This is a genomic window from Bradyrhizobium roseum, from assembly GCF_030413175.1.
Classification (GTDB): domain Bacteria; phylum Pseudomonadota; class Alphaproteobacteria; order Rhizobiales; family Xanthobacteraceae; genus Bradyrhizobium; species Bradyrhizobium roseum.
The window spans coordinates 7,269,727-7,296,680 of the sequence record NZ_CP129212.1 but is presented as its reverse complement, the minus strand read 5'-3'; the positions used below and the strand labels follow the sequence as shown (position 1 = coordinate 7,296,680).

The following is a 26,954-nucleotide window of genomic DNA, read 5'->3' as shown; positions in this document are numbered from 1 at the left end:
TGCCGCGCTCAGGAATTGAGGAACAGACCGTGACATCCAGCAAACTCGGCATTCGGGCCAAGCTTTTCTTCGCGTTCGCCGCGGTATCGGGAACCACCGTAATCGCGGGCGCCGCCGCCTGGCTGATGTTCTCGCAGGTACGCGATCTCTTCCACGGCGTCGCCGGCCGCAATATTCCGGAGATCGTCGACACGCTCGGCCTGCAGACGGATACCCAGGCGCTGGCGGGTTCGGCGCCGACCTTGCTGGCGGCGAAATCGCAAGCCCAGCGCCAGCAGGAATTGGCCGCGCTGAAGACGCGCCAGGATGGCGTCGCCAAGCGGCTCGACGAGGTCGCCCGCAACCAGACCGATCGCGACGCGATCGACCGGCTGAAGAAGCTGATCGGGGCGATGAACGGCAAGCTCGGCGCACTCGATGGCGCGGTCGACGAACGCCTCAAGCTCAGCGCCCGCGGCGAAGAGATCGTCAAGGCGGCCCAGACCACCCAGACCAAGCTCAACGACGTGCTGCTTCCGGCCGGCGAAAAGGCTGCGGCCGACATCACCATGGTTTCGATGACACTGGGCGGCGACGCCAACCAGACCATGATGACGCTGCTGAAACTGGTTTCCACCCAGGTGCCGGTGTCGCAGGGCTTCGCCGACCTGGTCGGCTACGTCAATCTGGCGTCGAGCCTGCTGGATCGCGCGGCGGTCGCTCCCAATGCGGAAAGCGTCGCGGCGCTGGAGAAAAATTTCAAGGCGATGGCGGCCAAGGTCGAGGAGAAGCTTGATATCGTCAACACGCTGCAGCCGACCGAGGGCCTGCCCAAGGCAGGCGAAGCCTGGCTGAAGCTCGGCTCGGGCGAGACGATTTTCGAGACCCGCCGCAAGGAGCTCGCCGCCAGCCAGTCCGGGCAAAAGTTGCTCGACGAGACGCGCGGCCTGACCGACGAACTCGCCAAGGAAGTCGAAGGACAAGTGAAGTCGGTCACCAACAAGACCAAGGAAGCCACCGACCGTTCCGACGAGGCGATCAGCTTCGGCACGTTCGTGATGTTGATGATCGCGGCGATCAGCGTCGCCGGCGCCGCGCTGTTCGTCTGGTTCTATATCGGCCGCAATCTGGTGGCGCGGCTGGTCGGCCTCGAGAATACCATGACGCGGCTCGCTTCCGGCGACCTCTCCGCCGAGGTCGACACACGGCGCGGCGGCGACGAGATCGGCGAGATGGCGAAGGCACTGTCAGTATTCCGCGAAGGCATCGTGCAGGCCAATGCCGCCGCGGCCGATAAGGCCGCCGAGCAGGAGGCCAAGCAGCGGCAGGCCGCGCTGATCGACCAGTTGACGAGCGAGTTCAACGATGGCGCGACCAGTGCGCTTGCTGCCGTGTCGACCGCCGCCTCGCGCATGAAGGGTTCGGCCGAGAAGATGACGCGGGTAGCAGCGCAGGCCAAGGAACAGACCGGCGCCGTCGCGTCGGCGTCCGAACAGGCCGCCGCCAACGTGCAGACCGTTGCGGCTGCGACCGAAGAGCTTTCGGGCTCGATCTCGGAAATTTCCCGTCAGGTCGGCGAATCCACCCGCATCGCCGCGCAGGCGGTGGAGCAGGTGGCGAAGAGCGAAGTCACGGTCACCGAGCTGGCCAATGCGGCGAACCGCATCGGCGAGGTGGTCGGGCTGATCAACACCATCGCGGCGCAGACCAACTTGCTGGCGCTGAACGCGACCATCGAAGCCGCCCGCGCGGGCGAGGCAGGCAGGGGCTTTGCCGTTGTCGCCTCCGAGGTCAAGAACCTCGCCACGCAGACTGCGCGCGCCACCGAGGGCATCACCGCGCAGGTGTCCGCCATCCAGGGCTCGACCCAGGAGGCCGTCGACACCATCAAGGGCATCGGCCAGATCATCGACAAGATGTCGGAGATCGCCACCACGGTGGCGTCGGCGGTCGAGCAGCAGGGCGCTGCGACCGCGGAGATCGCGCGCAACATCCAGCAGGCGGCCTCCGGCACGCAGAACGTCTCCAACAACATCGTCGGCGTCTCCAGCGCAGCCAACGAGACCGGCGAAACCGCCTCCGACGTGCTGCAATCGTCGGACGGTCTCGCGGCGGAGTCGGAAGCGCTCAGCAACGAAGTCGGCCGCTTCCTGGCGCGCATCAAGGCGGCGTAGTACCGGCTATGGGAGATGCGTGAGTCGCTTGCTGCCCATGCTTCGAGACGCTCGCGTTGCTCGCTGCTCAGCATGAGGTTGTTGTGTTTCAACGAGTCAGACCTCATCCTGAGGAGGCCGCCAAGCGGCCGTCTCGAAGGATGGCCGCAATACAGATCTGTGATTCCGGGTACTATGCCGCCGTCTGCGGTGCCGGCGGGTCGCGGGGCGCGCCGGGTTGACACCGCCGCGCCATGGCGAGACTGTCGCGCGCATGCGCATTGCCCTGATCCACGCCCTGAAACATTCGATTGCTCCGATCGAAACCTCCTTTGCCCGGCTCTGGCCGCAGGCCCGCCTGATGAACCTGGTTGATGACAGCCTGTCGGCCGATCTCGCGCGCGACGGCAGGCTGACCGACGCCATGACCGGGCGTTTCCTTCAGCTCGGCCGCTACGCGGCCGGCACCGGGGCGGATGCGATCCTGTTCACCTGTTCGGCTTTCGGCCCGTGCATCGAGGCGGTCGCGCGCGCCCACGCGCCGATGCCGGTGCTCAAGCCCAACGAGGCGATGATCGAGCAGGCCGCCGCCCGCGGCGGCAAGATCGGCCTGCTGTCGACCTTCGCGCCGACGCTGGCCTCGATGCCGCCGGAGTTCCCGCCGGGAATAGAACTTGTGCCGAAACTGGCGGAAGGCGCGATGGCCGCACTCGACCGCGGCGACCGCGCCACGCACGACCGCCTGGTGGTGGAAGCGTCAAAGGATCTGCGCGGCTGCGACCTCATCGCGCTCGCCCAGTACAGCCTGGCCCCGGCGGCGGAAGCGGTCGCCGCGGCGACCGGACGACCGGTCCTCACCACGCCCGACAGCGCGGTGCAGAAGCTGATGAGGTTGCTGGGGGTTGCGAGCGCCTAGTCTAGTTACTTCGCTGGTTCGCCGCGTGCGCGATCGTCATCAAAGCTCGACGGATCGGGAGAGCATGACGCAAGCTACGTTTCTTTGGTCTTTGCGGCCTTCTTGACCGGCTTCCTCTTCGCCGCCGCCGCCGCTTCCTCCGCCGCATTCCGCATCGCCCGGAGGTAACTATCGGCGGTGTTTTGCGCCGAGTTATGTAGCCGCTTGGCCGCTGCCGAGCCGAGCTCCATGGTGCTCCTGGCGATCAGCCGGAACTGGTCGCGGGCCTCCTTGTCCTTGGCCTTGGCCGCGCGGGCCATGATCTGGTCGCGCCGCTTCTTGACCGCGGCCATCAGGGTCTTGTTCTGCGCTTTTGCGATTTGTCGGATGACGACGTCGAGATCGGCTTCAGCCATAATGGATCACTCTTACCGCACCATGCCATCCGTACGGTGCGGGGGATCATCGGCGCGTCATGTTTGAAAGACAAACGCCATTGTGTCGTCGCGGCGCGGCCATTTCAAGCGCCATTGTTTGCTAAGGTTAGCAAGACCAACCATGCGTCAATGACGGGACCGGCAAAGCCGGTCCCTCCGGACGGACGACGGATGCCGCCCTCAGTTCAGCCGGGCGCCGATCCCCGTCAGCACGCGAAAATCCGGCTTGGACTGAACGCCGTTGTGCTCGTTGAGCACGGGAACGCCGACGGAGACAAAGCCCGAAAAGCGATCGAAGCCGACGCGGACGCCGGGCGACAGATAGACCGTGGTGCCGCCTGAGTTCGGATCGGGAATGCCGGCGATCCGCTGTTTGTCGTGCCACTCGCCGTTAAGCTCGAGCACCAGGTCGAGCGTATAGGGCGTCTTCTTCATGTCGCTGTGGTCGTGGTTGGCGTGATAAAGGCAGTGCTCTTGCAACTGGTTGCGCGGCTGCATGCAGTATTCGTGCAGTTCGATCTCTTTCGCCGAGCCGATGGCGCCGACCAGGCGATACGACACCGCGGCGCCGAACAGGAGGCGGTCGCCGAGATTGGTGTTCTGGGTGCCGTTGGTGATCAGGTAATACAGGGCGCTCACGTCGAACGACCAGCGGCCGGTGCGCTTGGTGAAGGCGGCGCCGAGCAGGCCGTCCCACGAGCCCGAGCCCGGCTGGAATTCGGCGTTGAACAAATTGCCGAAGGCGTCGCGCTGACTGGTAGAGCCGGTCGGGGCCTTGAAGCCGAACAGCACGGCGGCCGACGTTCCGTTCTGCGCGTTGTTGTGGAAGCGGTATTGCCCGAGCATGGTGACGTCGCCGAAGCCCGCCGAATTGCCGCGGCGGTTGATGCCGTCGGGGCTCATCAGCCCGCTCATGTCGTTCGAGCTCATCATGCCCATGTGGCCGCCGCTCAGCATGTCATCCATGCCGCCGGGCTCGCGAATGTCGGAGCGGCGGATGCCGGCGGCGCGCACGCCGACGGTGAAGTCGTTAGTGACGCCATAGGCCACCGAAAGCGAGGCGGCTTCGATCGAGCGCATCGAATGCGCATGCACGCCGCGGTTCGCCGCGGCGAGCAGATCGGTGTCGTTGAGCTGGCCGAGGCGGATGAATTCGTAGCGGATCGAGGCCGCCACCATGCCTTCGGCAAGCGTGTCGGCCGAGATGGTGTTGATGGGGCCGCCGCTGCCGGTATTGCCGCCGCCGCCGGGGTGATGCGCTTTCGCAGGCATCGCCAGAAGAACAATCATGGAAGAAAAAATGCCGGCCGCGGGCCGCTTCAGATACGCACGCACATACGCCCCCATTCGATTAAGCTTGACGATTAGCCATCGCAATCAGGCGCGAGATTGACTGGATCGTGCGAGAAGCGCGGCCCGCTCGCGACGGAAGCAAAGCGAAAAAGCGAAGCCGTCCTTGCGAGCGCGGCGACGATGTGGCCGGCGCGTGGTGAGCGAGTGGCAAGGGCGGCGTAGCAGCGATTTGAGGTTGCGCGACCGGCGCCGCTCACGCTGGGGGTCTCGGCCGCAATCAGGTCCGGCGCCAGCCGCAATCGCGGCGACGGCCGGCCGTAATCGCGTCCGATTGTTTCTCTACATAGCTGACTGTCCAGCGTGTGTCGGAGTAGGACAAATATGACAACCATCGCCAGAGATATCTTTGTGTTTATTACGGCGGCCATTTTTGTCGCAGTCGCCGTGCTCATTACCACCGGTGCCGGTGCGCACGAGTTCAAGGCAGGCGCTATCGACATCGGCCACCCCTGGTCGCGCCCGACCCCGGCGGACGCCAACATCGCCGGCGGCTACCTCACCATCACCAACAAGGGCAAGACCGCCGATCGCCTGATCAGCGGCACATCGCAGGCGGCCGGCCAGATCGAGATCCACGAGATCGTCGAAGTCGACGGCATGGCCAAGACGCGTCCGGTCGCGAACGGCATCGAGATCAAGCCCGGCAAGACGATCGAACTCAAGCCCGGCGCGCTTCGTATCGTGATGCTCGGCCTCAAGCAGCCGCTGCAGCTCGGCCAGAAGATCAAGGGCACGCTGGTGTTCGAGAAGGCTGGACCGGTCGAGGTCGTTTACAACGTCGAGGAAAATCCCGGCGCGGCGGTCAGCGGTGTGGCCGGCGCGCACAAGCATCACTAAGGCCGGCGGTTGCCATGCTCGCATGCATCATTCTCCAGCCGGAATCCTGACCAGTGACCAACTCGACCCAGACGTCAGCGATCGCGGCAGCCGGCCTGCCATCTTCTTCGCAACAGCGGCGAGCGTCGTGGCCGTTCGCGGCCACGCTGGCATGCGCATCGCTTCTGGGGATCGCCTTGGCGTTTGGCGCCCGCACGATGCTTCCCGCCTGGGCGCTCGATGGAGAGTTTTTCCCGTCGAGCATCGTCTGCTCAAGCGGGAATGCTCCGGCTTCGCCGCAGGCCGCGCGCACCGGCGATTGATTGGAGCGGCTTCGCCTAAGAAGAAGCGCAGCGCCGTGTCCGCTCGCGGAGGTGGCGCCGTCAAGGGTTCGGAAACCACACGTTCGCTCTCCCGGCTCCGCTAACGAATCGAAAATCGTTCTGACGCAAGTTCGCTCCCGGGAAAAGAAATGGGGAGATTTCGAACATGAGCAGCTTGGCCATCATGGAAAACGTCCGCCGCTACCGCACCATTGCGTCGCTGTATCGCCAGACCGCGGCCTTCCGGCCGGTTTCCAGTAACTCGCTGCTGGCGCAAGCCAGGGAGTGGGAGCATCGCGCCGTGGCCGAACTGGAAGCCTATTTTGAAGGTTTCCGTTCTGCCGCTTCCGGCAACGGGGCTGGCTGCGCCGCGTGAAGTCATGGCGGTGCCGCCGGAAACGGAGGCACCAACAGCTTGTTAAGCATGGCGGCGCAGGACGGGACCAACGGTCCATCTGCGCGCCTTCGCCTGCAGGGTCGCCAGCCCGATGGGGCCCGTCTGGTCCGTGATGACGGACCGTCTAGCATCGCCAAGCTCAACCTATGAGAGCAAGTTCTGGCTGTGCTCTTTTCTACTTTGCATGGGGTTGTTTTCGATATTTTGTATCCGGGCGCATCCGTGCGCCGCGGCGGCCTATGCTAAACGTTCTCCATCCAATCGGTTCGGGAGATCGTCATGGGCATTGAAGTCGAATGGGCACGGATGACCGCGCCGGACCTGCGCGAGATCGCTGCGCGGAAGGGGGCGCTGGCGATCCTGCCCGCGGGATCGCTGGAGCAGCATGGCCCGCATCTGCCCGTCATCACCGATACCGCCAGCGCCAGCGCGGCGTCGATTGCGGCCGCCCGGCTGGTGGCCGAGGGGCCGGATGCCGTGCCGGTCGCCGTACTGCCCGGCCTGTGGCTCGGCTTGAGCGAGCATCATCTGCCGTTCGGCGGCACCATCAGCGTCGATTACGCCGCCTATCGCGCCATCCTTGAAAGCATCGTCCGCTCGCTGCGCGCGCTGGGCTTTGCCCGCCTGCTGATCGTCAACGGCCATGGCGGCAACATCGATCCGCTCGCCGTGGCGTCGCGCGAACTCGCGGTGGCCTATGATCTTCCGATCGTCGCGACGACGCCGTGGTTCCTGTCGCCGGCAAAGATCGCCGCGATCTTCGAGTCCGACACCGCGCCAAAACATGCCTGCGAGGGCGAGACCTCGGTCATGATGGCGATCGCGAACGACATCGTGAAGTCGCACAAGCTCGACGAGGCGATGCAGCAGGCGCCGGCGCCAGTCCATGCGCCGGCGGGCTTCTCCCGCTTCTACTCGTTCTCCGAACGCGCGCCGGTCACCGGCACCTGGGGTGACCCGCGCACCGCCACGGCCGAAAAAGGCGCGCGCTTCCTGGCCGTGCAGGCCGAGGCCTTGGCCGAAGCGATCCGCGACCCGGTGCTGTGGTCGCGCCCCGATCCGGTCTGGCGGGCGGGCCGCGGGCAGGAGACCACGGCAGGCAAGGCGGAATGACGGCGCGGCGCGTGCGTACGCGCTATCGACGGGGCCGCAGGTAGACGAACCAGTAAACACCGCCCACCATGAGGCTGCCGCCGACCAGATTGCCGATGGTGGCTACGGCAATGTTGTGCAGCACCGCCGCGACGCCGAGCCCCGGAAACGCCGCCGGTGTCTGCCCGATCGATGTCCAGAACGCTGCGCCGGCCCATGCCTTGATGGCAAGGCCGTAAGGCAGCAGATAGAGATTCGCGATGGAGTGTTCGAACCCGGCGGCAACGAAGGCCGTGATCGGCGGGACGATGACCAACACCTTGTCGGCCACGCTGCGCGCGCCGAATGACATCCATACCGCGAGGCAGACCAGCACGTTGCACAGCACGGCGAGGAAGAACAGCTGAACCGTGGGCAGCGCTGCTTTGGCGGTTGCGATCGCAAGTGCCGTCTTGCCGACCGCGCCGCTGGCAAATTCGTGATGCCCGGCGAGGAACACCAGCGCGACGGTGCCGATCGCGCCGGCGATATTCCCGATATAGACCAATGACCACGCGCGAAGCAGGGCACGAAGCGTGATTCGTCGGCTGGCAAAGGCAACGATCATCAGGGAATCGCCGGTGAACAACTCCGCCCCGCCGACGATCACCAGCACCAGACCGAGCGAGAAGACCAGTCCGGCCGCCAGACGCGCAATCCCCCATGGCAAATCGCCGGCGCCCGTCAACACCACGGTCATGAAGACCGCGCCGAGGGCGATGAAGGCGCCCGCGAGCAATCCCAATATGACGAGGCCGATGGCATCTCGTCCGGCCTTGGCGGCGCCGGCGGCCTCACAGGCCAACGCCATCTCCGGCGGCAGCGGCGTGGCAAGGTCAGGCGTCTTCGGCGAATCCTCGCGCGTCCGTGTCATATCCAGGGTGTGACGGCCGGTTCGTCAGAAGCGTTTTCGACGGTCAGTTTGGGTGCGGCCCCAGCCATGATTGCCCCTTCCGTGTGGTCGACGCCGATCATGATAAGGCGGCCTCGGCGGCGCGACTTGATTCGGGTCAAGCCGGCGGAAGCCCGCGACCATCAGCGTCCGCGTTCGGAGCGACTGTAATTGCTCAGGTGCCCCTCGCGCGCCGCCCGCGCCCGCGCCGACGTTGCGAGCCTGCGGCTCTTGGGTTCCGGGGCGGTGCGCGACACCAGCCGCGCCAGGTCCACGCCGCCGCACGTTGGGCAGACGGGTGTTTCGGAAGCGCCGATCAGCAATTCGATATCCTCATCGCACTTTGCGCAATGGTAACCATACAGCGGCATCGCGGTGCTTCCGTTCAGCGGACCGGTCTGGTCAATGACGTGATCGGCTCGCCCAGTGCATGTTCGTCTGGAACTTTCGTTGAAGGCGACAGTGCAGGAACCGGACCAATCCGGTTGCGCATATCAGCGACGGTTGATGCGTCTGATGCTGGCTCGGCTTGTATCGAACATGACAGGTTTGTCGGAAGATCGACATTCACCGGCTTCGGTCCGTAAAATTGGTTCGTGCCCCGATCCGATCGGGCGACTTCGCCTTCGGAAGTCCGATCTCGATCGGTTGGCCCGGATCGTGCAAACCCCGCAAGTGTCGGAGAACAGTCGACGCTACGCTACGATTGGCGCGGCCTTGCTGTGACGACTGACCCGAGAAATATCGAGCCTGTACGACGATCCGAATAGGACAGGCGCTGGAGAACGCTGTGCTCTGTCCTTTTCCCGGCATGCCTTCGGAAATCGTGCGGCCTTCCGCCGGGCAAAAGACCATGGTTCTGACCGGCGCCTCGCGCGGTATCGGACACGCAACAGTGAAGTTGTTCTCGGAAGCGGGCTGGCGGATCATCACCTGCTCGCGTCAGCCGTTCGACGGCAACCGGTGCCCATGGGATGCGGGGTCGAACGATCACGTTGAGGTTGACCTCGGCAATCACCGCGCCATGCCGCAGGCACTCGCCGAGATCAAGGCGCGTCTCGGCGGGATGCCGCTGCATGCACTGGTCAACAATGCGGCCCTTTCCCCGAAGAACGTCGAGGGTGGCCGTCTCACGTCGCTGACGACCCCCGTTGATACCTGGATGAATGTCTTCCATGTCAACTTTCTGGCGCCGATCCTGCTCGCCCGCGGTCTGTTCGACGAGTTGAAGGACGGCTCCGGCACCGTCGTCAATGTCACCTCGATCGTCGGTTCGCGTGTGCATCCCTTTGCCGGGACGGCTTATGCAACTTCGAAAGCGGCCCTTGCCTGCCTCACTAGGGAGATGGCACACGATTTCGCGCCGCACGGCGTCCGGGTGAACGCCATCGCACCAGGCGAAATCAGGACTGACATTCTGTCACCGGAGACCGAGGCTCGGCTTGCCCCTGTCATACCCATGGGCCGGATCGGATCGCCCGACGAGGTCGCCAAGGTGATCTTCTTTCTGTGCTCGGACGCGGCCAGCTACGTCACCGGTGAGGAAATCAAGATTAATGGCGGACAGCACGTCTGATCCCTCGGGTGCGTCCTCGGGCTTCAAAAAGCGGCGTGCCGGGACGCCGCGGTGTCGTCAGCTTAGCCTTGCCGGTCTGATGCAGATCAGTGCAGGTGCTGCAACAACGGCCGCGACCGCCCGGTCGCCGGCAACTGCGGGGGATGGGCCGCAGGCCCGTGGCGGGAAAAAAGTGTGCAACTCGCGCCGATAAGTTCCGCGCCGGTGCGTTGAACTTGAGCACGACAATTGAACGAAGATGGGACAGGATATCAGCAAACCTTCAGAAAAGTCGGCGGGGGAAGTCCAGGACGATGGAGAGATCATCATGGCCCATGCCGATGCGTCCGTTGTTGAAGGCTTAGAGGCGCAGCCCAAGCCGCCGCTGATTCCCCTGAGTGACATCGCGCTCACTGGAATCTACGAGATTTCCAAGCTACTTAACGCGCCAAACAGACTGGAAACCACGCTATCGAACGTCCTCAACGTTCTATCGTCCTTCCTGCAGATGCGCCATGGCGTCATCTCACTGCTGGCCGATGACGATGTGCCGGATGTCACCGTCGGCGTTGGCTGGCACGAGGGAGCCGACGAGCGCTACCGGGCTCGCTTGCCGGAAACGGCGATCGGTCAGATTGTCGCGACCGCCGTTCCGCTGGTCGCCGAGGACGTCCTTACCCATCCGCTGTTCAAGACGGACGCGACTGCGCTCGGAGCTGACGGTGATGTCAGGGTCTCGTTCATCGGCGTGCCGATCCGGATCGGCGCGAAGGTCGTCGGGACGTTGACCATCGATCGCATCTGGGACGGCCGGTCGGTGTTCAGGCTCGATACCGACGTGCGCTTTCTCACCATGATAGCCAATCTGATCGGACAGACCGTTCAGCTTTACCGCGTCGTCTCGCGCGACCGCGACCGCCTGATGGCCGAGAGCTACCGTCTGCAGAAGGAGCTGTCGGAGCTGAAGCCGGCGCGGGAGCGCAAGAGAGTCCACATCAAGGGGATCGTCGGAGACAGTCCTGCTCTCCGTTCGCTGCTCGAGCAGATTACGATCGTCGCCAAATCCAATTCGACCGTGTTGGTGCGCGGCGAATCCGGCACCGGCAAGGAGCTGATTGCCAAGGCGATTCACGAGTTGTCGCCGCGCGCCAAGGGTCCTTTCATCAAGATCAACTGTGCCGCATTGCCGGAATCCGTCCTCGAGTCCGAGCTGTTCGGCCACGAAAAGGGAGCATTTACCGGCGCGCTCAACGCGCGCAAGGGACGCTTCGAACTCGCCGACAAGGGTACGCTGTTCCTCGATGAGATCGGCGAAATTTCTCCCGCCTTCCAGGCCAAGCTTCTGCGCGTACTTCAGGAGCAGGAATTCGAACGTGTCGGCGGCAACCATACGATCAAGGTCGACGTGCGGGTCGTTGCGGCGACCAACCGGAATCTCGAGGAAGCGGTGGCTCGCAAGGAGTTTCGCGCCGACCTCTATTATCGTATCAGCGTCGTGCCGATTTTGATGCCGCCGCTGCGTGAGCGGCGTAGCGATATCCCGCAGCTTGCCGGTGAATTCCTCAAGCGCTTCAACGGCGAGAATGGCCGAACCCTGACCTTCGACGCGACCGCGCTGGAAGTGCTCATGGGCTGCGGCTTTCCTGGCAACGTACGCGAGCTGGAGAACTGCGTTCAGCGCACCGCGACGCTGGCGCATGGTCCATCGATCGCGATGGACGATTTTGCCTGTCGCCGGAACGAGTGCCTGTCTGCGATGCTCTGGAAGGGGAGTTCGGAAGTCGCGCCGGCGCGGTTGCGGCCCGCGATCCCGCTGCCGGTGTTGCCGGCCGTACCCAAAGGCGGGGCGACGAACGCCAGCACGCCGCCAAGTCAGCCGGACTCCGACCCCGCGCCAGCGCCCGCCGCTTCGGTGGAGGCGAATTGGGGACAGATGAGCGAGCGCGATCGCTTCATCGCGGCGATGGAGAAATCCGGCTGGGTTCAGGCCAAGGCCGCGCGCATCTTGGGCCTGACGCCCCGCCAGATCGGCTATGCGTTGAAGAAGCATGGCATCGAGGTCAAGCACCTCTAAACGTGACTGTCGCAGTTGCGACAGGCTGTCGTGGGAGCGACAGGACAGCGATCCCCTACAACTGCGAATAACGGTTGTAAATCAAGGGACTGACTTCTGGCACGGCGCTTGAAAGGGATATCTCGTCCGGCATCGACGCGCGGGAGTCACGAGATGGCCTACAAGATCATTGCCTCACAATGCACGGTATGTGGCGCGTGTGAATTCGAGTGTCCCAACGCCGCCATCCGTCTCAAGAACGACATGTACATCATCGATCCGAAGAAATGCACCGAATGTGTCGGGCATTTCGACACGCCGCAATGCGCCGTGGTGTGCCCGGTCGAAAACACCTGCGTGCCCGCGTAAAGGACCGCAGCGATGGCAAACATTGGCAGCACTGCCAGGACAACCGGCGAGTTATTTTCCCGCATGGGCGAGCTTCTGCTTGCGCTTGTCGCGGGTGAAGATCGGCGGGTTCGGCAGGTGATTGCGCGCGTCGTCGCGAGGGCGCGCCCGGTTGATGCTTCGGAATTGAGGACGCGTTGGCATGCCGATCTGGCAGCCGATCCGCGAGTGGAGTGACGAATGGCAGCCGTACAGGAGACCGTTGAAAGGGTCCGGAGCGTCGACGTTGAGCAATACAAATACGGGTTCGTTACCGACATTGAGTCCGACAAGGCTCCCAAGGGGCTGTCGGAAGACACCGTCCGCTTCATCTCCGCAAAAAAGAACGAACCGGCATGGATGCTGGAATGGCGGCTGGAGGCGTATCGCCGCTGGCTGACCATGAGCGAGCCGGCGTGGGCCCGCGTGAACTATCCCGCGATCGACTACCAGGATCTCTACTATTACTCCGCACCGAAGCCGAAGAAGCAGATCGGCTCGCTGGACGAGATCGATCCGGAGATCCTCAAGACCTATGAGAAGCTCGGCATCCCCCTGCGGGAGGTCGAGATGCTGGAAGGCGTGGTGCGCAAGGAGGGCGAAGGCGCCCCTGGCGAACGACGCATCGCGGTCGATGCCGTGTTCGACTCCGTTTCCGTCGCCACCACGTTCCAGAAGGAATTGAAGGCCGCCGGCGTCATCTTCATGCCGATCTCGGAAGCCATCCGCGAGCACCCCGAACTGGTGCAGAAGTATCTCGGCACGGTCGTGCCGACCTCGGACAATTACTTCGCGACGTTGAACTCGGCGGTGTTTTCCGACGGCTCGTTCGTCTACGTGCCGCCGGGCGTGCGCTGCCCGATGGAATTGTCGACCTATTTCCGCATCAACGAGCGCAACACCGGACAATTCGAGCGCACGCTGATCATCGCCGACAAGGGCGCCTATGTCAGCTATCTCGAAGGCTGCACCGCGCCGCAGCGCGACGAGAATCAGTTGCATGCTGCCGTGGTCGAACTCGTCACGCTCGACGACGCCGAGATCAAGTATTCGACGGTGCAGAACTGGTATCCCGGCAATTCCGAAGGCGTCGGCGGCATCTACAATTTCGTCACCAAGCGTGGCGACTGCCGCGGCAACAATTCAAAGATCTCCTGGACCCAGGTCGAGACCGGTTCGGCGATCACCTGGAAATATCCGAGCTGCATTTTGCGCGGCGACAATTCGCGCGGCGAGTTCTACTCGATCGCGATCTCGAACGGTCACCAGCAGGTCGATAGCGGCACCAAGATGATCCATCTCGGCAAGAACACGACCAGCCGGATCATCTCCAAGGGCATCGCCGCGGGGGTGTCGCAAAACACCTATCGCGGCCTTGTCACCGCGCATCGCAAGGCGACCGGCGCACGCAACTTCACCGCCTGCGACTCGCTGCTGATCGGCGACAAGTGCGGCGCGCACACCGTGCCCTATGTCGAGGCGAAGAACTCGACGGCGCAGTTCGAGCACGAGGCGACGACGTCCAAGATCTCCGAGGACGTGCTGTTCTACTGCATCCAGCGCGGTCTCAGCCAGGAAGAAGCCGTCGGCCTCGTCGTCAACGGCTTTGTGAAAGATGTGCTGCAGCAACTGCCGATGGAGTTTGCGGTGGAAGCGCAGAAGCTGATCTCGATATCGCTGGAAGGCAGCGTCGGGTGATGGTGTCGGTTCAAACAGGCAACGGAGGCAATTTGCGATGACGCCACTGCTCGAGATCCGCAACCTGCAGGCCGAAATCGGCGGACGTAAGATCCTCAACGGCCTCGATCTTGCCGTGAATGCCGGCGAGGTCCACGCCATCATGGGCCCGAACGGGGCCGGCAAATCGACACTCTCTTACGTGCTGGCGGGAAAGCCCGGCTACGAGATTACCGGTGGCGAAGTTCTGTTCAGGGGCGAGGACCTGCTCGCGATGAGCCCGGACGAACGTGCCGCCAAGGGCGTCTTTCTTGCCTTCCAGTATCCATTGGAAATCCCGGGTGTCGCTACCGTCACATTCCTGCGGACCGCGTTGAACGCGCAACGCCGCAAGCGTGGTGAAGAGGAGTTGACTTCGCCGGAACTGCTCAAGCGCGTCCGCGAGATTGCCCGGAAGCTCGGCATCGACGCCGAGATGCTGCGCCGGCCGCTCAACGTCGGGTTCTCCGGAGGCGAGAAGAAGCGAAACGAGACGCTGCAGATGGCGCTTCTGGAACCGCTGCTCTGCGTGCTCGATGAGACCGATTCCGGCCTCGACATCGACGCGCTGAAGATCGTTGCCAACGGCGTCAACCAGCTTCGATCGAGCGAGCGCGGGATGATCGTGATCACGCATTACCAGCGGCTGCTGGACTATATCGTGCCGGACGTCGTCCATGTGCTATCGGCCGGCCGCATCGTGCGAACCGGCGGCAAGGAGCTCGCGCTTGAGCTCGAAGCGACCGGCTACGCGCAATATCAGAACGAAGCGGCCTGACGATCATGAACGCTGGAATTCGCCCCGTCAGGACTCAGGCCGAGCTTGGCCTGGTCGATGTTTACACCACCTCCCGGCAGGGCTTGCCGGGCGGCAGCGATGTCGCGGCGGTGCGTGCCGCAGCCTTCAATCATTTTGCAGTGGCCGGGCTGCCGCACCCGCGCGTTGAGGCCTGGCGGTACACCGACCTGCGGCGATTGATGCGGGATGCCAAGCCGCTTGCGGCTCCGCCCGATGTCAAGGCAAGGGCGATGGCGCGAGATGCGGGCGGCGTGTTCGCCGCACTTGGCTTCAGGCGGCTGGTCATTCTGAACGGCTCGTTTGCGAAGGATATGTCCGACCTCGCCAATCTCGAACCAGGCCTCACCATTCGGCCGATGGCCGAAGCGTTGGCCGAGGACGAACCCTTGCTGTCGCAAGGCCTTGGCACGACGGTCCCTGCCGACGACCCGGCACTGGCGCTCAACACGGCGCTGGCCGGCGATGGCGTCGTGATTACGGTTTCGCCTGGTGCCACGATCGAGCGGCCGGTGCACCTCGTCTTCGTCAATACGGGACCAATGCCGGCGGCCATGGTCACGCGGTCGCTGGTTGTGGTCGGCGGAGGCGCCCGCGCGATCCTCGTCGAGACCCACGAGGGCCGCGATCAACTGGACTATCAGGTCAACACGGTGCTCCAGGTCGTGGTTGGCGATGAAGCTCAGGTCGATCACATCAAGATGACGCGCGAGGGGGACCTCGCCATCCACCTGGCAACGCTCCTGGCCAACATTGGCGCGCGAGCGAAATTCAATGAACTGGCTTTCACGGCAGGTGGAGCTGTCGTCCGCAACCAGCTGTTCGTGCTGCTGGCGGGGGAAGGCATCGAAGCCAATTTACGTGGCCTCAGCCTGCTGGCCGGCGGGGAACATGCGGATAACACGCTTGTCGTCGATCACGCTGTCGCTGGCAGCCAGAGCCGCGAAGTCTTCAAGGCGGTGGTCGACGATAAGGCGCGCGCCGTGTTTCAGGGCAAGATCACCGTTCGGCCGCAGGCGCAGCAGACGGATGCGAAGATGATGTCTCGTGCGTTGCTGCTGTCTGACAGAGCGGAGGCCGACTGCAAGCCCGAGCTGGAGATCTTCGCCGACGATGTCCAGTGCGGCCACGGCGCCACGGCGGGCACGCTCGACGATCAGCTCAAATTTTACCTCATGGCCCGCGGCATTCCCGACAAGCAGGCGGAGGCGCTGCTGATTCAGGCGTTCGCCGCCGAAGTCGTCGAGGCGGTCGCGCATGAGGGCATCCGTGATGCGCTGATAGACGCCACGGCGGCCTGGCTTGGCCAGCGGGGATGATGCGATGCACCCGGCGGTAAGCAATGGCAGCTATGACGTCGGCCGGGTTCGCGAGGATTTCCCGATCCTCGGAATGCAGGTCTACGGCAAGCCGCTGGTCTATTTCGACAATGCCGCTTCGGCCCAGAAGCCGAGGGCCGTTCTGGATCGGCTGACCCAGGCCTACACATCCGAATACTCAAACGTTCATCGCGGGCTGCATTACCTCGCCAACGCCGCAACGGAAGGTTACGAAGGTGCCCGGGAAAAGGTTGCCGGATTCCTGAATGCCGGTCGTAGCGACGAGATCGTCTTCACCCGGGGCGCGACCGAGGCGATCAACCTGGTTGCCCAGACATTCGGGCGCGCGCGCATCGGGCCGGGCGATGAAATCGTACTCTCCATCATGGAGCACCATGCCAACATCGTTCCCTGGCATTTCTTGCGCGAACGCCAGGGTGCGGTGATCAAATGGGCGCCGGTGGACGACGACGGCAATTTCCTGATTGACGAATTCGAGAAGCTGCTGACCGAACGCACCAAGATGGTCGCGATCACGCAGATGTCGAATGTGCTCGGCACCGTCGTGCCGGTCAAGGAAGTGGTGCGGATCGCGCACGCACGGGGAATTCCCGTGCTCGTCGACGGCGCGCAGTCTTCCGTTCACATGGATGTCGACGTCCGGGATATCGATTGCGATTTCTACGTTGTCACCGGCCACAAACTGTACGGGCCGACCGGCATCGGCGCGCTTTATGGCAAGCACGAACATCTGGCGACCATGCCGCCATTCAACGGTGGCGGCGAGATGATCCGCGAGGTCCACCGGGATAACGTCACCTACGGCGCGCCGCCGCACCGGTTCGAGGCCGGAACGCCGCCGATCGTGCAGGCGATCGGGCTTGGTGCGGCGATCGACTATATCAATTCGATCGGCAAGAGCCGGATCAGGGCGCATGAAGCCTCGCTGCTGTCCTATGCGCAAGAAAAACTGCGTGAGATCAACTCGCTGCGCATCATCGGAACGGCGGCCGAAAAGGGCGCCATTATATCGTTTGAAATGAAGAGCGCTCACGCGCATGATTTCGCGACCGTCATCGATCGCGCCGGCGTTGCAGTGCGGGCAGGGACACATTGTGCCATGCCGCTGCTGGAACGCTTCGGCGTCACGGCGACCTGCCGGGCGTCGTTCGCTCTCTATAACACCCACGACGAGGTCGATGTTCTGGCGCGTGCTCTCGCCAAGGCGCAGGAGTTCTTCGCATGAACCACCCAACTCCCCATTCAAGGCCTGTCACCATTGGCCGTGTCGTCCACGACGCCCGCCGGCGACAGGTTGGCCGAGCCCCGGGCGTTCCGGGTAAACACGAATTCAAGCGCGGCGACGCGGTGCGTTCGCTGACGCAGATCACAAATGACGGCATCTATCCTCACCGGGATATCGGCGAGACATTGGTCCACCAGGGCGATACCGGCATGGTCCGCGAAAGCTGGAGCTTTCTGGGAGAAATCTACTACACGGTCGAATTTTTCAACCGTGCGGCCGTCGTCATCATGCGGGGCCGGGAGATGGTGAGGGCCGCGCCGCGAGGGGTCAGCTGACCGCCCGAAGCCGATTGGCCGGAGGGGCATCTGACAGCGCCTGCCGGGCGTCGGCGCGGATGCGCTCGACCATGGACCGAAACCCGTTCGAACGCTGCGGCGTCAGGTGTTCGCGCAGTCCCAGACGATCGAACAGGGCAATCGGGTCAGTCGCCAGGATCTCGGTGGCCTGCCTGCCGGAGACGGTCGCGAGCAGGATCGCCACCAGTCCACGGACGATGTGAGCATCGCTGTCGCCGCGGAAGGTGAGCACAGGTCGGTCGTCATCGAAACCCATCGCCGTTGCCAACCATACCTGGCTTGCGCAACCCTGAACCTTGTTCGCCTCGGTGCGGTCGAGCTCGGGCAGCGGGCTCATGCCGCGGCCGAGTTCGATGACGTAGCGATATCGGTCGTCCCACTCGTCCAGCAATGCGAAGTTGTCGATGATGTCATCGATCGGCGGAATATCAGTAGATGAGTGGTCCATGGGGTCGCGACCTCTGTTGTTTGTCGTACTGCGTCCTTGCCTGCGCCTGTGCGTTTTCACCATGCAGCCGACAACGGCAGCAATCCCAGCAAGGTCGGTGAGAGCTCTTGAGGTCCGAGCAAGGCATCGACCTTGCGGCGGACGGAATCGAAGCTGATGGGCTTTCCGAGCACGTCGTGAGCCCCCCATTTCAGGCTCGCAACGGCGATGGGGTCATTGACGGAATCGGCCACGATCAGGATCCTTGTGCCGGGCAACCGCATGACGATCTCGGCCAAAACTCGTTCTCCGTTGTGCTGCACCATACCGATCCCAAGCAGGATCGCATTCGGATTCCTGCTCGCGGCCTTGGCAATGGCCTGGTCAAGGCTCGCAAATGAGTGAGTCTCGTTCCGGTCATCCAGGATGAAGTGCAGCGCCGAGCGAATGACCTCATCGTCTTCCACCACGAAAATGATGTCGTCTTGCTCCGGGAGCAAAGGCTTCAAATCGATCGGCATCTTCGTCCTCGCTGACCTGGTTTGGTTCTCCCAAGCAAACGTCGTACCGCGGTGCCGCATGGTGCGGACGTCCGCTTTGGCGCGAGGGGCGCTCATTACGGTGCCGGCAGACCGCATACTTGTTTCGTTTGAGACAGCCACGGCTTCCGACGTCAGGTGAAGCGCAGCGATGTCGGGTTTACAACAAGTCTGCCGCCGCCTGTGCGGCCCCGGTATGTATTTAGAATCAATGAAAATTCCGTCGCCGACGGGCGCTGGCACAGTCGTTGCAAACCATGCTTGTGCAAGGCGATGGTTGCTGACTGCACGCCCTCCAAAGTGGAAGTGCCAAGTCCGTAACCGCGCCGCGCAACGAGGATCTATCGAGATCGAGCTGCGCGGCTTGTGTATCGGCAAAACGGCAATCAGGTTCCGAGGAGAACAAAATGGCTGCACTACGACAGATCGCGTTTTACGGCAAAGGCGGCATCGGCAAGTCGACGACCTCGCAGAATACGCTCGCGGCGCTGGCCGAGATGGGTCACAGGATCCTGATCGTCGGCTGCGATCCCAAGGCGGACTCGACCCGCCTGATCCTGCACGCCAAGGCGCAGGACACGATCCTCAGCCTGGCGGCGGCCGCCGGCAGCGTCGAAGACCTCGAGATCGAAGAGGTCATGAAGGTCGGCTATCGCGACATCCGCTGCGTGGAGTCCGGCGGTCCGGAGCCGGGCGTCGGCTGCGCCGGCCGCGGCGTCATCACCTCGATCAACTTCCTCGAGGAAAACGGCGCCTATGAAGACATCGACTACGTCTCCTACGACGTGCTCGGCGACGTCGTCTGCGGCGGCTTTGCGATGCCGATCCGCGAGAACAAGGCGCAGGAAATCTACATCGTGATGTCGGGTGAGATGATGGCGATGTACGCCGCCAACAACATCTCCAAGGGCATTCTGAAATACGCCAATTCCGGCGGCGTGCGCCTCGGCGGCCTGGTCTGCAACGAGCGCCAGACCGACAAGGAACTCGAGCTGGCGGAAGCGATGGCCAAGAAGCTCGGCACCCAGCTGATCTACTTCGTGCCGCGCGACAACATCGTGCAGCACGCCGAGCTGCGCCGCATGACGGTGCTGGAATACGCGCCGGACTCGGTGCAGGCCGGTCACTACCGCAGCCTTGCCGAGAAGATCCACAACAATGGCGGCAAGGGCATCATCCCGACGCCGATCACCATGGACGAACTCGAAGACATGCTGATGGAGCACGGCATCATGAAGCCGGTCGACGAGGCCATCGTCGGCAAGACCGCCGCCGAACTCGCCGCCGAAGCGGCGATCGCCGCGGCCTGAGTTCGCCAATCGCCATTGTCCTGTCCCTCCTGCGAGGGACCGGACCCAAGCATCGCAAACAGACAACGCGAGGAAAACCGAAATGAGTTTAGCCCAGACGCAGAGCGTTGCAGAGATCAAGGCTCGCAACAAGGAACTGATCGAAGAAGTATTGAAGGTCTATCCGGAGAAGACCGCCAAGCGCCGCGCCAAGCATCTCAACGTGCATGAAGCCGGCAAATCGGACTGCGGCGTGAAGTCGAACATCAAGTCGGTTCCCGGCGTGATGACGATCCGCGGCTGCGCCTATGCCGGCTCCAAGGGCGTGGTGTGGGGCCCGATCAAGGACATGATCCATATCAGCCACGGCCCGGTGGGTTGCGGCCAATACTCCTGGGCGGCGCGCCGCAACTACTACATCGGCACGACCGGGATCGACACCTTCGTGACCATGCAGTTCACCTCGGATTTCCAGGAAAAGGACATCGTGTTCGGCGGCGACAAGAAGCTCGCCAAGATCATGGACGAAATCCAGGAGCTGTTCCCGCTCAATAACGGCATCACCGTGCAGTCGGAATGCCCGATCGGACTGATCGGCGACGACATCGAGGCGGTGTCCAAGCAGAAATCGAAGGAGTACGAAGGCAAGACCATCGTCCCGGTCCGCTGCGAAGGCTTCCGCGGCGTATCGCAATCGCTCGGCCACCACATCGCCAACGACTCGATCCGCGACTGGGTGTTCGACAAGATCGCGCCGGATGCGCCGCCGAAATTCGAGCCCACGCCGTACGACGTGGCGATCATCGGCGATTACAATATCGGTGGTGACGCCTGGTCGTCCCGCATCCTGCTCGAGGAGATGGGCCTGCGCGTGATCGCCCAGTGGTCCGGCGACGGCTCGCTCGCCGAGCTGGAAGCGACACCGAAGGCCAAGCTCAACGTGCTGCACTGCTACCGCTCGATGAACTACATCTCGCGCCACATGGAAGAGAAGTACGGTATTCCGTGGTGCGAGTACAACTTCTTCGGACCAAGCAAGATCGCGGAGTCGCTGCGCAAGATCGCCGGCTTCTTCGACGACAAGATCAAGGAAGGCGCCGAGCGCGTCATCGCCAAGTATCAGCCGCTGATGGATGCGGTGATCGCACGGTACCGGCCGCGCCTCGAAGGCAAGACCGTGATGCTGTTCGTCGGCGGACTCCGGCCGCGCCACGTGATCGGCGCTTACGAAGACCTCGGCATGGAAGTGGTCGGCACCGGCTACGAGTTCGGCCACAACGACGACTATCAGCGCACCGCCCAGCACTACGTCAAGGACGGCACGCTGATCTATGACGACGTGACCGGATACGAGTTCGAGAAGTTCGTCGAGAAGGTGCAGCCGGACCTGGTTGGTTCGGGCATCAAGGAGAAGTACGTGTTCCAGAAGATGGGAGTGCCGTTCCGGCAGATGCACTCCTGGGACTACTCCGGCCCCTACCACGGCTATGACGGCTTCGCGATCTTCGCCCGTGACATGGACATGGCCATCAACTCGCCGATCTGGAAGAAGGCCACGCCGCCCTGGAAGGCCGCGCCGAAGCCCGCGCTGATGGCGGCGGAGTAACCGGCTTGCGCCGGCTCTCCCCGATCGGGAGAGCCGGCGAGCCAAGGATCGACACAAGGATCGACACACGAATTTTGGAAAGGGTGCCACCATGACGCAGAATGCAGACCACGTGCTCGATCACTTCGAGCTGTTCCGAGGCCCGGAATACCAGCAGATGCTGGCGAACAAGAAGAAGATGTTCGAGAACCCGCGCGATCCCGCGGAAGTGGAGCGCATTCGCGAGTGGGCCAAGACCCCCGAATATCGCGAGAAGAATTTTGCGCGGGAAGCGCTTACCGTGAACCCCGCCAAGGCCTGCCAGCCGCTCGGCGCGGTATTCGCCGCCGTGGGTTTCGAAGGCACCATCCCCTTCGTCCACGGATCGCAGGGCTGCGTCGCCTATTATCGCAGCCATTTGTCGCGGCATTTCAAGGAGCCGAGCTCCTGCGTGTCGTCGTCGATGACGGAGGACGCCGCGGTGTTCGGCGGCCTCAACAACATGATCGATGGCCTCGCCAACACCTACAGCATGTACAAGCCCAAGATGATCGCCGTCTCCACCACCTGCATGGCGGAGGTCATCGGCGACGACCTCAACGCCTTCATCAAGACGGCGAAGGAGAAGGGGTCCGTCCCCAATGAGTACGACGTCCCGTTCGCGCATACGCCCGCTTTCGTCGGAAGCCACGTCACCGGCTACGATAACGCCCTGAAGGGCATCATCGAGCATTTCTGGGACGGCAAGGCCGGAACGGCACCCAAGCTGGAACGGCAGCCGAACGAGAAGATCAACTTCATCGGTGGATTCGACGGCTACACCGTCGGCAATACCCGCGAGGTCAAGCGCATCTTCGAGACGATGGGGATCGAGTACACCATTCTCGCCGACAACAGCGACGTGTTCGACACGCCGACCGATGGCGAATTCCGCATGTATGACGGCGGAACTACGCTGGAGGATGCGGCCAACGCGATCCACGCCAAGGCGACGATCTCGATGCAGCATTATTCCACCGAGAAGACGCTGCCGCTGATCGCCGCCCACGGCCAGGAAGTGGTGTCGTTCAATCACCCGATCGGGGTGACGGCGACCGACGAATTCATCATGGCGCTGTCTCGGATTTCCGGCAAGGCGATCCCGGAGGAACTGGCGCGCGAACGCGGCCGGCTGGTCGACGCCATGGCGGATTCGAGCGCGCATATTCACGGCAAGAAGTTCGCGATCTATGGCGATCCGGACCTCTGCATCGGGCTCGCGGCATTCCTGCTCGAACTCGGCGCCGAGCCTACGCATGTGCTGGCGACCAACGGTACCAAGCAATGGGCTGAAAAAGTCCAGGCGGTGTTCGACAGCTCGCCGTTCGGCCAGAATTGCCACGTCTATCCGGGCAAGGACCTCTGGCATATGCGTTCGCTGCTGTTCACCGAGCCGGTCGACTTCGTGATCGGCAACACCTACGGCAAGTACCTGGAACGCGACACCGGCACGCCGCTGATCCGGATCGGCTTCCCGATTTTCGATCGCCATCATCATCACCGCTATCCGGTCTGGGGCTATCAGGGCGGGATGAACGTGCTGGTGTGGATCCTCGACAAGATCTTCGACGAAATCGACCGCAACACCAACGTTCCTGCGAAGACCGACTTCAGCTTCGACATCATCCGCTAAGGGATGGTCGGAACAACTGCCTCGCCGCCGCACTTCGGATCTCGGGACGCGCGGCGGGGTGGATCTACCGAAGGCAAAGAGTCGCTTTCGGTCCTTGGGCAAGTCGGTCTGTCAAAAGGAGAGACAAATGAGTTCGCTGTCGGCAACAATCCAGGATGTCTTCAACGAGCCGGGCTGCGGCAAGAACGGCAATAAATCCGAGGCCGAACGAAAGAAGGGCTGCACCAAGCAGCTGCAGCCCGGCGGCGCCGCCGGCGGCTGCGCCTTTGACGGTGCCAAGATTGCGCTGCAGCCCCTGACCGATGTCGCCCATCTCGTTCATGGCCCGATCGCCTGCGAAGGAAACTCTTGGGACAACCGCGGCGCCAGGTCGTCCGGCTCCAACCTCTGGCGCACGGGATTCACCACCGACATCAACGAGACCGACGTCGTGTTCGGCGGCGAGAAGCGGCTTTACAAGGCGGTCAAGGAAATCATCGAGAAGTACGATCCGCCGGCCGTCTTTGTCTATCAGACCTGCGTTCCCGCCATGATCGGCGATGACATCAACGCGGTCTGCAAGGCGGCCAGCCAGAAATTCGGCAAGCCGGTCATCCCGGTCAATTCGCCCGGCTTCGTCGGACCGAAGAATCTCGGCAACAAGCTGGCCGGCGAAGCCCTGCTCGAACATGTGATCGGCACGCAGGAGCCGGATTTCACCACGCCCTATGACCTCAACATCATCGGCGAATACAATCTTTCCGGCGAATTGTGGCAGGTGAAGCCGCTGCTCGATGAACTCGGCATCCGGATCCTGTCCTGCATCTCGGGCGATGGCAAATATCGCGAGGTAGCCTATTCGCATCGTGCGCGCGCGGCGATGATGGTGTGCTCCAAGGCCATGATCAACGTGGCCCGCAAGATGGAGGAGCGCTACGGCATTCCGTTCTTCGAAGGCTCGTTCTACGGCATCGAGGATTCCAGCGATTCGCTGCGGGAAATCGCGCGGATGCTGATCGAACGCGGTGCGCCTGACGAGCTGATGGCGAGAACGGAAGCGGTGATCGCGCGCGAGGAGGCCAAGGCCTGGGCCGCCATCGAACCCTACAAGCCGCGCTTCAAGGGCAAGAAAGTTCTGCTGATCACCGGCGGCGTCAAGTCGTGGTCGGTGGTGGCAGCCTTGCAGGAAGCCGGGCTCGAACTGGTCGGGACCAGCGTCAAGAAATCGACCAGGGAGGACAAGGAGCGGATCAAGGAGCTGATGGGCCAGGACGCCCACATGATCGACGATATGACGCCGCGCGAAATGTACAAGATGATGAAGGATGCCAAGGCCGACATCATGCTCTCGGGCGGCAAGTCGCAATTCGTCGCCCTGAAGGCAGGCATGCCCTGGCTCGATATCAACCAGGAGCGCAGCCATGCCTATATGGGCTATGTCGGCATGGTGAAGCTGGTCGAGGAAATCGACAAGGCGCTTTATAATCCGGTGTGGGAGCAGCTCCGGCAACCAGCGCCCTGGGAGACTGGCGCGAAGAGCTGGCAGGCCAAGGCGATGGCGCAAATGGACGCCGAGGCGGCCGCGCTGGCCGCCGATCCGGTGGCTGCAGAAAACGCCCGCCGCGCCAGGAAGATCTGCCATTGCAAGACGGTCGACCTCGGGACCATCGAGGATGCGATCGCCGCGCATGGTTTGACGACGACGGAGGGAGTGAAGCAGCACACCAATGCTTCCGGCGGCTGCGGGGCGTGCTCCGTCCGGATCGAGGATATCCTGGCTGCGGCGACGGCAGCGGCAGAACCGGTCGCGCCTGTCCTGCAGGCCGCAGAGTAGGGCCGCGCCATGGCGATCGTCACCGTCGGAAAGAAGGCCTGCGCCGTCAACCCGCTCAAGATGAGCCAGCCGATCGGCGGGGCATTCGCTTTCCTCGGACTGCGCGGATCGATGCCGCTGCTGCACGGGTCGCAAGGTTGCACTTCGTTCGGACTGACCCTGTTCGTGCGGCATTTCAAGGAAGCCGTGCCGCTGCAGACGACGGCGATGAGTGAAGTCGCGACCGTGCTCGGCGGTTATGAGAATGTCGAGCAGGCTATTCTCAACATCCACAAGCGGACCAAGCCGGAGATTATCGGGATCTGCTCGACCGGGGTCACGGAAACCAAGGGGGACGATGTCGAGGGTTACATCAGGCTGATCCGGCAAAAGCATCCGGAGCTCGCCTCACTCCCGATGGTCTATGTCGCGACACCCGATTTCAAGGATGCGTTCCAGGACGGCTGGGAGAAGACGGTGGCGCGCATGGTGGAGGTGCTGGTGGAGGCGCCGACGACCGCTGCCCGCCGCGATCCCAGCCGCGTCAATGTGCTCCCCGGCTGTCATCTCACGCCGGGCGACATCGATGAGATCAGGACGATCATGGAGGATTTCGCGCTCGAACCTTCGTTCCTCCCCGATCTCGCCGGTTCGCTCGACGGGCATATTCCTGACGAGTTCGTGCCGACGACGATCGGCGGCATCAGCGTCGACGAAGTGGCGGCGATGGGCCAGGCGGCCTGGACCATCGCGATCGGCGCGCAGATGCGGCCCGCCGCCGAAGCGATGGAGAAGAAGACCGGAGCGCCGTTCAGGGTCTTTGAGCGCCTCTGTGGCCTCGGTCCCAATGACGAGTTCATCGTGTTTCTGAGCGAAATCAGCGGCCGGCCGGTGCCGTCGAAATACCGGCGCCAGCGCGGACAACTGGCCGACGCGATGCTCGATGCGCATTTCCATATCGGCGGCCGGAAGCTGGCGATCGGCGCGGAGCCGGATCTCCTGTTCGATCTATCGAGCATGCTGCACGAGATGGGGGCCAAGGTGACGGTGGCGGTGACGACAACCCAGTCGCCGGTGCTGGAACGGGTCAAGATCGAGGAAGTGCTGATCGGCGATCTCGAAGATCTCGAAAACCTCGCCAAAGACCGCGGCTGCGATCTGCTCATCACCCACTCGCACGGCCGCCAGGCTGCGGAACGGTTGAAGATTCCGTTCCACCGCGCGGGGTTTCCGATGTTCGACCGGGTGGGCGCGGGACATCAACTCTCGGTCGGCTATCGCGGTACCCGCGATCTGATCTTTAACATCGCCAACCTCGTTATTGCCGACCACGAGGATCATCGCCAGCCGACCCCCGATACCTGGCGGATTGCGGACACAGGAGCCGATGGCGAGGCTCCCGTAGCTTCGCTGCATTGACGACAGCATTAAAGAAGGACGACGTCATGAAAATCGCATTCGCCACCCAGGACCTGAAGCGCGTCGATGCTCATTTCGGCTGGGCGAAGAATATCGCGATCTATGAAATCGGTCCGCAGGGGCACCGCTTCCTCGAAGCCGTTCAGTTCGAGGGCGATCTCAAGGAAGACGGCAATGAGGACAAGCTCGCGCCCAAAATAGATGCGATCAAGGACTGCGCCATTCTCTATGTCGCCGCCATCGGCGGCTCCGGCGCGGCGAGGGTGGTGGCGAATAACATCCACCCGATGAAGGTCAATCAACCCGAAGAGATCACCGACCTCCTGGCCAAGCTCGAAGACGTGCTGAAAGGCACGCCGCCGCCCTGGTTACGCAAGGCGCTGTTGAAGGACCAGGAACGAACCCTCGATTTTGAAGAATAGGAATC

At 63.0% G+C, this 26,954-nt stretch carries 25 protein-coding genes; 19 read left to right on the top strand and 6 right to left on the bottom strand.

Translation table 11 applies throughout. The annotated features are described in order from the left end of the window. The first annotated feature begins 29 nt into the window (after nt 1–29). Together QUH67_RS34690 and QUH67_RS34685 are read left to right on the top strand one after the other, a co-directional pair. A complete protein-coding gene (locus QUH67_RS34690) occupies nt 30–2,153 on the top strand; it encodes a methyl-accepting chemotaxis protein (protein WP_300944595.1) in 2,124 nt (707 codons plus the stop codon). A 253-nt stretch (nt 2,154–2,406) separates the two neighbouring features. Then, nucleotides 2,407–3,048 carry an aspartate/glutamate racemase family protein gene (locus QUH67_RS34685; RefSeq protein WP_300944594.1) on the top strand — a complete coding sequence of 214 codons (642 nt, stop codon included), beginning with the start codon at nt 2,407–2,409 and terminating at the stop codon, nt 3,046–3,048. A 74-nt stretch (nt 3,049–3,122) separates the two neighbouring features. Here QUH67_RS34685 and QUH67_RS34680 read toward each other — a convergent pair whose 3' ends face one another. Together QUH67_RS34680 and QUH67_RS34675 are read right to left on the bottom strand one after the other, a co-directional pair. Further along, complete coding sequence (locus tag QUH67_RS34680; protein WP_300944593.1) at nt 3,123–3,443, bottom strand: hypothetical protein; 321 nt, start codon at nt 3,441–3,443, stop codon at nt 3,123–3,125. A gap of 201 nt (nt 3,444–3,644) precedes the next feature. Next, on the bottom strand, nt 3,645–4,754 hold the full coding sequence (locus QUH67_RS34675) for a transporter (protein WP_300944592.1): 1,110 nt from the start codon (nt 4,752–4,754) through the stop codon (nt 3,645–3,647). Between the two features lie 384 nt (nt 4,755–5,138). Here QUH67_RS34675 and QUH67_RS34670 point away from each other — a divergent pair, with 384 nt between their 5' ends. The 3 genes from QUH67_RS34670 to QUH67_RS34660 all read left to right on the top strand — a co-directional run bounded on the left by QUH67_RS34670 (nt 5,139) and on the right by QUH67_RS34660 (nt 7,466). Then, nucleotides 5,139–5,654 carry a copper chaperone PCu(A)C gene (locus QUH67_RS34670; RefSeq protein ID WP_300944591.1) on the top strand — a complete coding sequence of 172 codons (516 nt, stop codon included), beginning with the start codon at nt 5,139–5,141 and terminating at the stop codon, nt 5,652–5,654. Nucleotides 5,655–6,122: 468 nt separating this feature from the next. Next, entirely contained in the window at nt 6,123–6,332 is a 210-nt protein-coding gene (locus tag QUH67_RS34665) for a hypothetical protein (protein WP_300944590.1), read from the top strand. A 300-nt stretch (nt 6,333–6,632) separates the two neighbouring features. Next, a complete protein-coding gene (locus QUH67_RS34660) occupies nt 6,633–7,466 on the top strand; it encodes a creatininase family protein (RefSeq protein WP_300944589.1) in 834 nt (277 codons plus the stop codon). A 22-nt stretch (nt 7,467–7,488) separates the two neighbouring features. On the opposite strand, the gene QUH67_RS34655 is transcribed toward QUH67_RS34660, so the two are convergent. Beyond that, entirely contained in the window at nt 7,489–8,358 is an 870-nt protein-coding gene (locus QUH67_RS34655; protein WP_300944588.1) for a formate/nitrite transporter family protein, read from the bottom strand. Nucleotides 8,359–8,519: 161 nt separating this feature from the next. After that, on the bottom strand, nt 8,520–8,747 hold the full coding sequence (locus QUH67_RS34650; RefSeq protein ID WP_300944587.1) for an FmdB family zinc ribbon protein: 228 nt from the start codon (nt 8,745–8,747) through the stop codon (nt 8,520–8,522). A 440-nt stretch (nt 8,748–9,187) separates the two neighbouring features. On the opposite strand from QUH67_RS34650, the gene QUH67_RS34645 reads away from it, so the two are divergent. The 8 genes from QUH67_RS34645 (at nt 9,188) to QUH67_RS34610 (ending at nt 17,783) form a co-directional block, all read left to right on the top strand. Then, nucleotides 9,188–9,952 (top strand): SDR family NAD(P)-dependent oxidoreductase, encoded by a 765-nt coding sequence (locus QUH67_RS34645; RefSeq protein WP_407080499.1) that lies wholly within the window; start codon nt 9,188–9,190, stop codon nt 9,950–9,952. A gap of 307 nt (nt 9,953–10,259) precedes the next feature. Continuing rightward, nucleotides 10,260–12,005: a nif-specific transcriptional activator NifA gene (gene nifA, locus QUH67_RS34640; protein ID WP_300944586.1), complete on the top strand. Its 1,746-nt coding sequence runs from the start codon at nt 10,260–10,262 to the stop codon at nt 12,003–12,005. 153 nt (nt 12,006–12,158) lie between these two features. Next, nucleotides 12,159–12,353 (top strand): 4Fe-4S binding protein, encoded by a 195-nt coding sequence (locus tag QUH67_RS34635; RefSeq protein ID WP_212423320.1) that lies wholly within the window; start codon nt 12,159–12,161, stop codon nt 12,351–12,353. 219 nt (nt 12,354–12,572) lie between these two features. Continuing rightward, on the top strand, nt 12,573–14,069 hold the full coding sequence (gene sufB / locus QUH67_RS34630) for a Fe-S cluster assembly protein SufB (protein WP_300944585.1): 1,497 nt from the start codon (nt 12,573–12,575) through the stop codon (nt 14,067–14,069). A gap of 37 nt (nt 14,070–14,106) precedes the next feature. After that, nucleotides 14,107–14,865, top strand: coding sequence for a Fe-S cluster assembly ATPase SufC (gene sufC, locus QUH67_RS34625; protein ID WP_300944584.1), 759 nt, complete (start codon nt 14,107–14,109; stop codon nt 14,863–14,865). A 5-nt stretch (nt 14,866–14,870) separates the two neighbouring features. After that, nucleotides 14,871–16,202: a Fe-S cluster assembly protein SufD gene (gene sufD / locus QUH67_RS34620; RefSeq protein ID WP_300944583.1), complete on the top strand. Its 1,332-nt coding sequence runs from the start codon at nt 14,871–14,873 to the stop codon at nt 16,200–16,202. Between the two features lie 4 nt (nt 16,203–16,206). Continuing rightward, on the top strand, nt 16,207–17,448 hold the full coding sequence (locus QUH67_RS34615) for a cysteine desulfurase (RefSeq protein WP_300944582.1): 1,242 nt from the start codon (nt 16,207–16,209) through the stop codon (nt 17,446–17,448). Next, a complete protein-coding gene (locus tag QUH67_RS34610) occupies nt 17,445–17,783 on the top strand; it encodes a nitrogen fixation protein NifZ (RefSeq protein ID WP_300944579.1) in 339 nt (112 codons plus the stop codon). The genes QUH67_RS34615 and QUH67_RS34610 overlap by 4 nt, the downstream gene beginning before the upstream one ends. Here QUH67_RS34610 and QUH67_RS34605 read toward each other — a convergent pair. Then, nucleotides 17,776–18,252: a SufE family protein gene (locus QUH67_RS34605; protein WP_300944577.1), complete on the bottom strand. Its 477-nt coding sequence runs from the start codon at nt 18,250–18,252 to the stop codon at nt 17,776–17,778. The genes QUH67_RS34610 and QUH67_RS34605 overlap by 8 nt on opposite strands. A gap of 56 nt (nt 18,253–18,308) precedes the next feature. Continuing rightward, the gene (locus QUH67_RS34600; RefSeq protein WP_300944575.1) at nt 18,309–18,752 is read right to left on the bottom strand and encodes a response regulator; all 444 of its coding nucleotides are present in this window, start codon (nt 18,750–18,752) and stop codon (nt 18,309–18,311) included. Between the two features lie 425 nt (nt 18,753–19,177). Here QUH67_RS34600 and nifH point away from each other — a divergent pair, with 425 nt between their 5' ends. From nifH to nifX, 6 genes are all read left to right on the top strand, one after another. Next, nucleotides 19,178–20,080: a nitrogenase iron protein gene (nifH, locus tag QUH67_RS34595; protein ID WP_300944573.1), complete on the top strand. Its 903-nt coding sequence runs from the start codon at nt 19,178–19,180 to the stop codon at nt 20,078–20,080. Between the two features lie 82 nt (nt 20,081–20,162). Beyond that, nucleotides 20,163–21,665: a nitrogenase molybdenum-iron protein alpha chain gene (nifD, locus tag QUH67_RS34590; RefSeq protein ID WP_300944571.1), complete on the top strand. Its 1,503-nt coding sequence runs from the start codon at nt 20,163–20,165 to the stop codon at nt 21,663–21,665. Nucleotides 21,666–21,756: 91 nt separating this feature from the next. Next, a complete protein-coding gene (nifK, locus tag QUH67_RS34585) occupies nt 21,757–23,316 on the top strand; it encodes a nitrogenase molybdenum-iron protein subunit beta (protein WP_300944569.1) in 1,560 nt (519 codons plus the stop codon). 127 nt (nt 23,317–23,443) lie between these two features. After that, entirely contained in the window at nt 23,444–25,129 is a 1,686-nt protein-coding gene (gene nifE / locus QUH67_RS34580; protein ID WP_300944567.1) for a nitrogenase iron-molybdenum cofactor biosynthesis protein NifE, read from the top strand. 9 nt (nt 25,130–25,138) lie between these two features. After that, on the top strand, nt 25,139–26,527 hold the full coding sequence (gene nifN, locus QUH67_RS34575) for a nitrogenase iron-molybdenum cofactor biosynthesis protein NifN (RefSeq protein ID WP_300944565.1): 1,389 nt from the start codon (nt 25,139–25,141) through the stop codon (nt 26,525–26,527). A gap of 26 nt (nt 26,528–26,553) precedes the next feature. Next, entirely contained in the window at nt 26,554–26,949 is a 396-nt protein-coding gene (gene nifX, locus QUH67_RS34570) for a nitrogen fixation protein NifX (RefSeq protein WP_300944563.1), read from the top strand. Nucleotides 26,950–26,954 lie beyond the last annotated feature (5 nt).

Excerpts from the sequence above, each read along its gene's own strand:
- QUH67_RS34685 (WP_300944594.1), top strand. The coding sequence starts at position 2,407 with ATGCGCATTGCCCTGATCCACGCCCTGAAACATTCGATTGCTCCGATC.
- QUH67_RS34680 (WP_300944593.1), bottom strand. The coding sequence starts at position 3,443 with ATGGCTGAAGCCGATCTCGACGTCGTCATCCGACAAATCGCAAAAGCG.
- QUH67_RS34675 (WP_300944592.1), bottom strand. The coding sequence starts at position 4,754 with ATGATTGTTCTTCTGGCGATGCCTGCGAAAGCGCATCACCCCGGCGGC.
- QUH67_RS34670 (WP_300944591.1), top strand. The coding sequence starts at position 5,139 with ATGACAACCATCGCCAGAGATATCTTTGTGTTTATTACGGCGGCCATT.
- QUH67_RS34665 (WP_300944590.1), top strand. The coding sequence starts at position 6,123 with ATGAGCAGCTTGGCCATCATGGAAAACGTCCGCCGCTACCGCACCATT.
- QUH67_RS34660 (WP_300944589.1), top strand. The coding sequence starts at position 6,633 with ATGGGCATTGAAGTCGAATGGGCACGGATGACCGCGCCGGACCTGCGC.
- QUH67_RS34655 (WP_300944588.1), bottom strand. The coding sequence starts at position 8,358 with ATGACACGGACGCGCGAGGATTCGCCGAAGACGCCTGACCTTGCCACG.
- QUH67_RS34650 (WP_300944587.1), bottom strand. The coding sequence starts at position 8,747 with ATGCCGCTGTATGGTTACCATTGCGCAAAGTGCGATGAGGATATCGAA.
- QUH67_RS34645 (WP_407080499.1), top strand. The coding sequence starts at position 9,188 with ATGCCTTCGGAAATCGTGCGGCCTTCCGCCGGGCAAAAGACCATGGTT.
- nifA (WP_300944586.1), top strand. The coding sequence starts at position 10,260 with ATGGCCCATGCCGATGCGTCCGTTGTTGAAGGCTTAGAGGCGCAGCCC.
- QUH67_RS34635 (WP_212423320.1), top strand. The coding sequence starts at position 12,159 with ATGGCCTACAAGATCATTGCCTCACAATGCACGGTATGTGGCGCGTGT.
- sufB (WP_300944585.1), top strand. The coding sequence starts at position 12,573 with ATGGCAGCCGTACAGGAGACCGTTGAAAGGGTCCGGAGCGTCGACGTT.
- sufC (WP_300944584.1), top strand. The coding sequence starts at position 14,107 with ATGACGCCACTGCTCGAGATCCGCAACCTGCAGGCCGAAATCGGCGGA.
- sufD (WP_300944583.1), top strand. The coding sequence starts at position 14,871 with ATGAACGCTGGAATTCGCCCCGTCAGGACTCAGGCCGAGCTTGGCCTG.
- QUH67_RS34615 (WP_300944582.1), top strand. The coding sequence starts at position 16,207 with ATGCACCCGGCGGTAAGCAATGGCAGCTATGACGTCGGCCGGGTTCGC.
- QUH67_RS34610 (WP_300944579.1), top strand. The coding sequence starts at position 17,445 with ATGAACCACCCAACTCCCCATTCAAGGCCTGTCACCATTGGCCGTGTC.
- QUH67_RS34605 (WP_300944577.1), bottom strand. The coding sequence starts at position 18,252 with ATGGACCACTCATCTACTGATATTCCGCCGATCGATGACATCATCGAC.
- QUH67_RS34600 (WP_300944575.1), bottom strand. The coding sequence starts at position 18,752 with ATGCCGATCGATTTGAAGCCTTTGCTCCCGGAGCAAGACGACATCATT.
- nifH (WP_300944573.1), top strand. The coding sequence starts at position 19,178 with ATGGCTGCACTACGACAGATCGCGTTTTACGGCAAAGGCGGCATCGGC.
- nifD (WP_300944571.1), top strand. The coding sequence starts at position 20,163 with ATGAGTTTAGCCCAGACGCAGAGCGTTGCAGAGATCAAGGCTCGCAAC.
- nifK (WP_300944569.1), top strand. The coding sequence starts at position 21,757 with ATGACGCAGAATGCAGACCACGTGCTCGATCACTTCGAGCTGTTCCGA.
- nifE (WP_300944567.1), top strand. The coding sequence starts at position 23,444 with ATGAGTTCGCTGTCGGCAACAATCCAGGATGTCTTCAACGAGCCGGGC.
- nifN (WP_300944565.1), top strand. The coding sequence starts at position 25,139 with ATGGCGATCGTCACCGTCGGAAAGAAGGCCTGCGCCGTCAACCCGCTC.
- nifX (WP_300944563.1), top strand. The coding sequence starts at position 26,554 with ATGAAAATCGCATTCGCCACCCAGGACCTGAAGCGCGTCGATGCTCAT.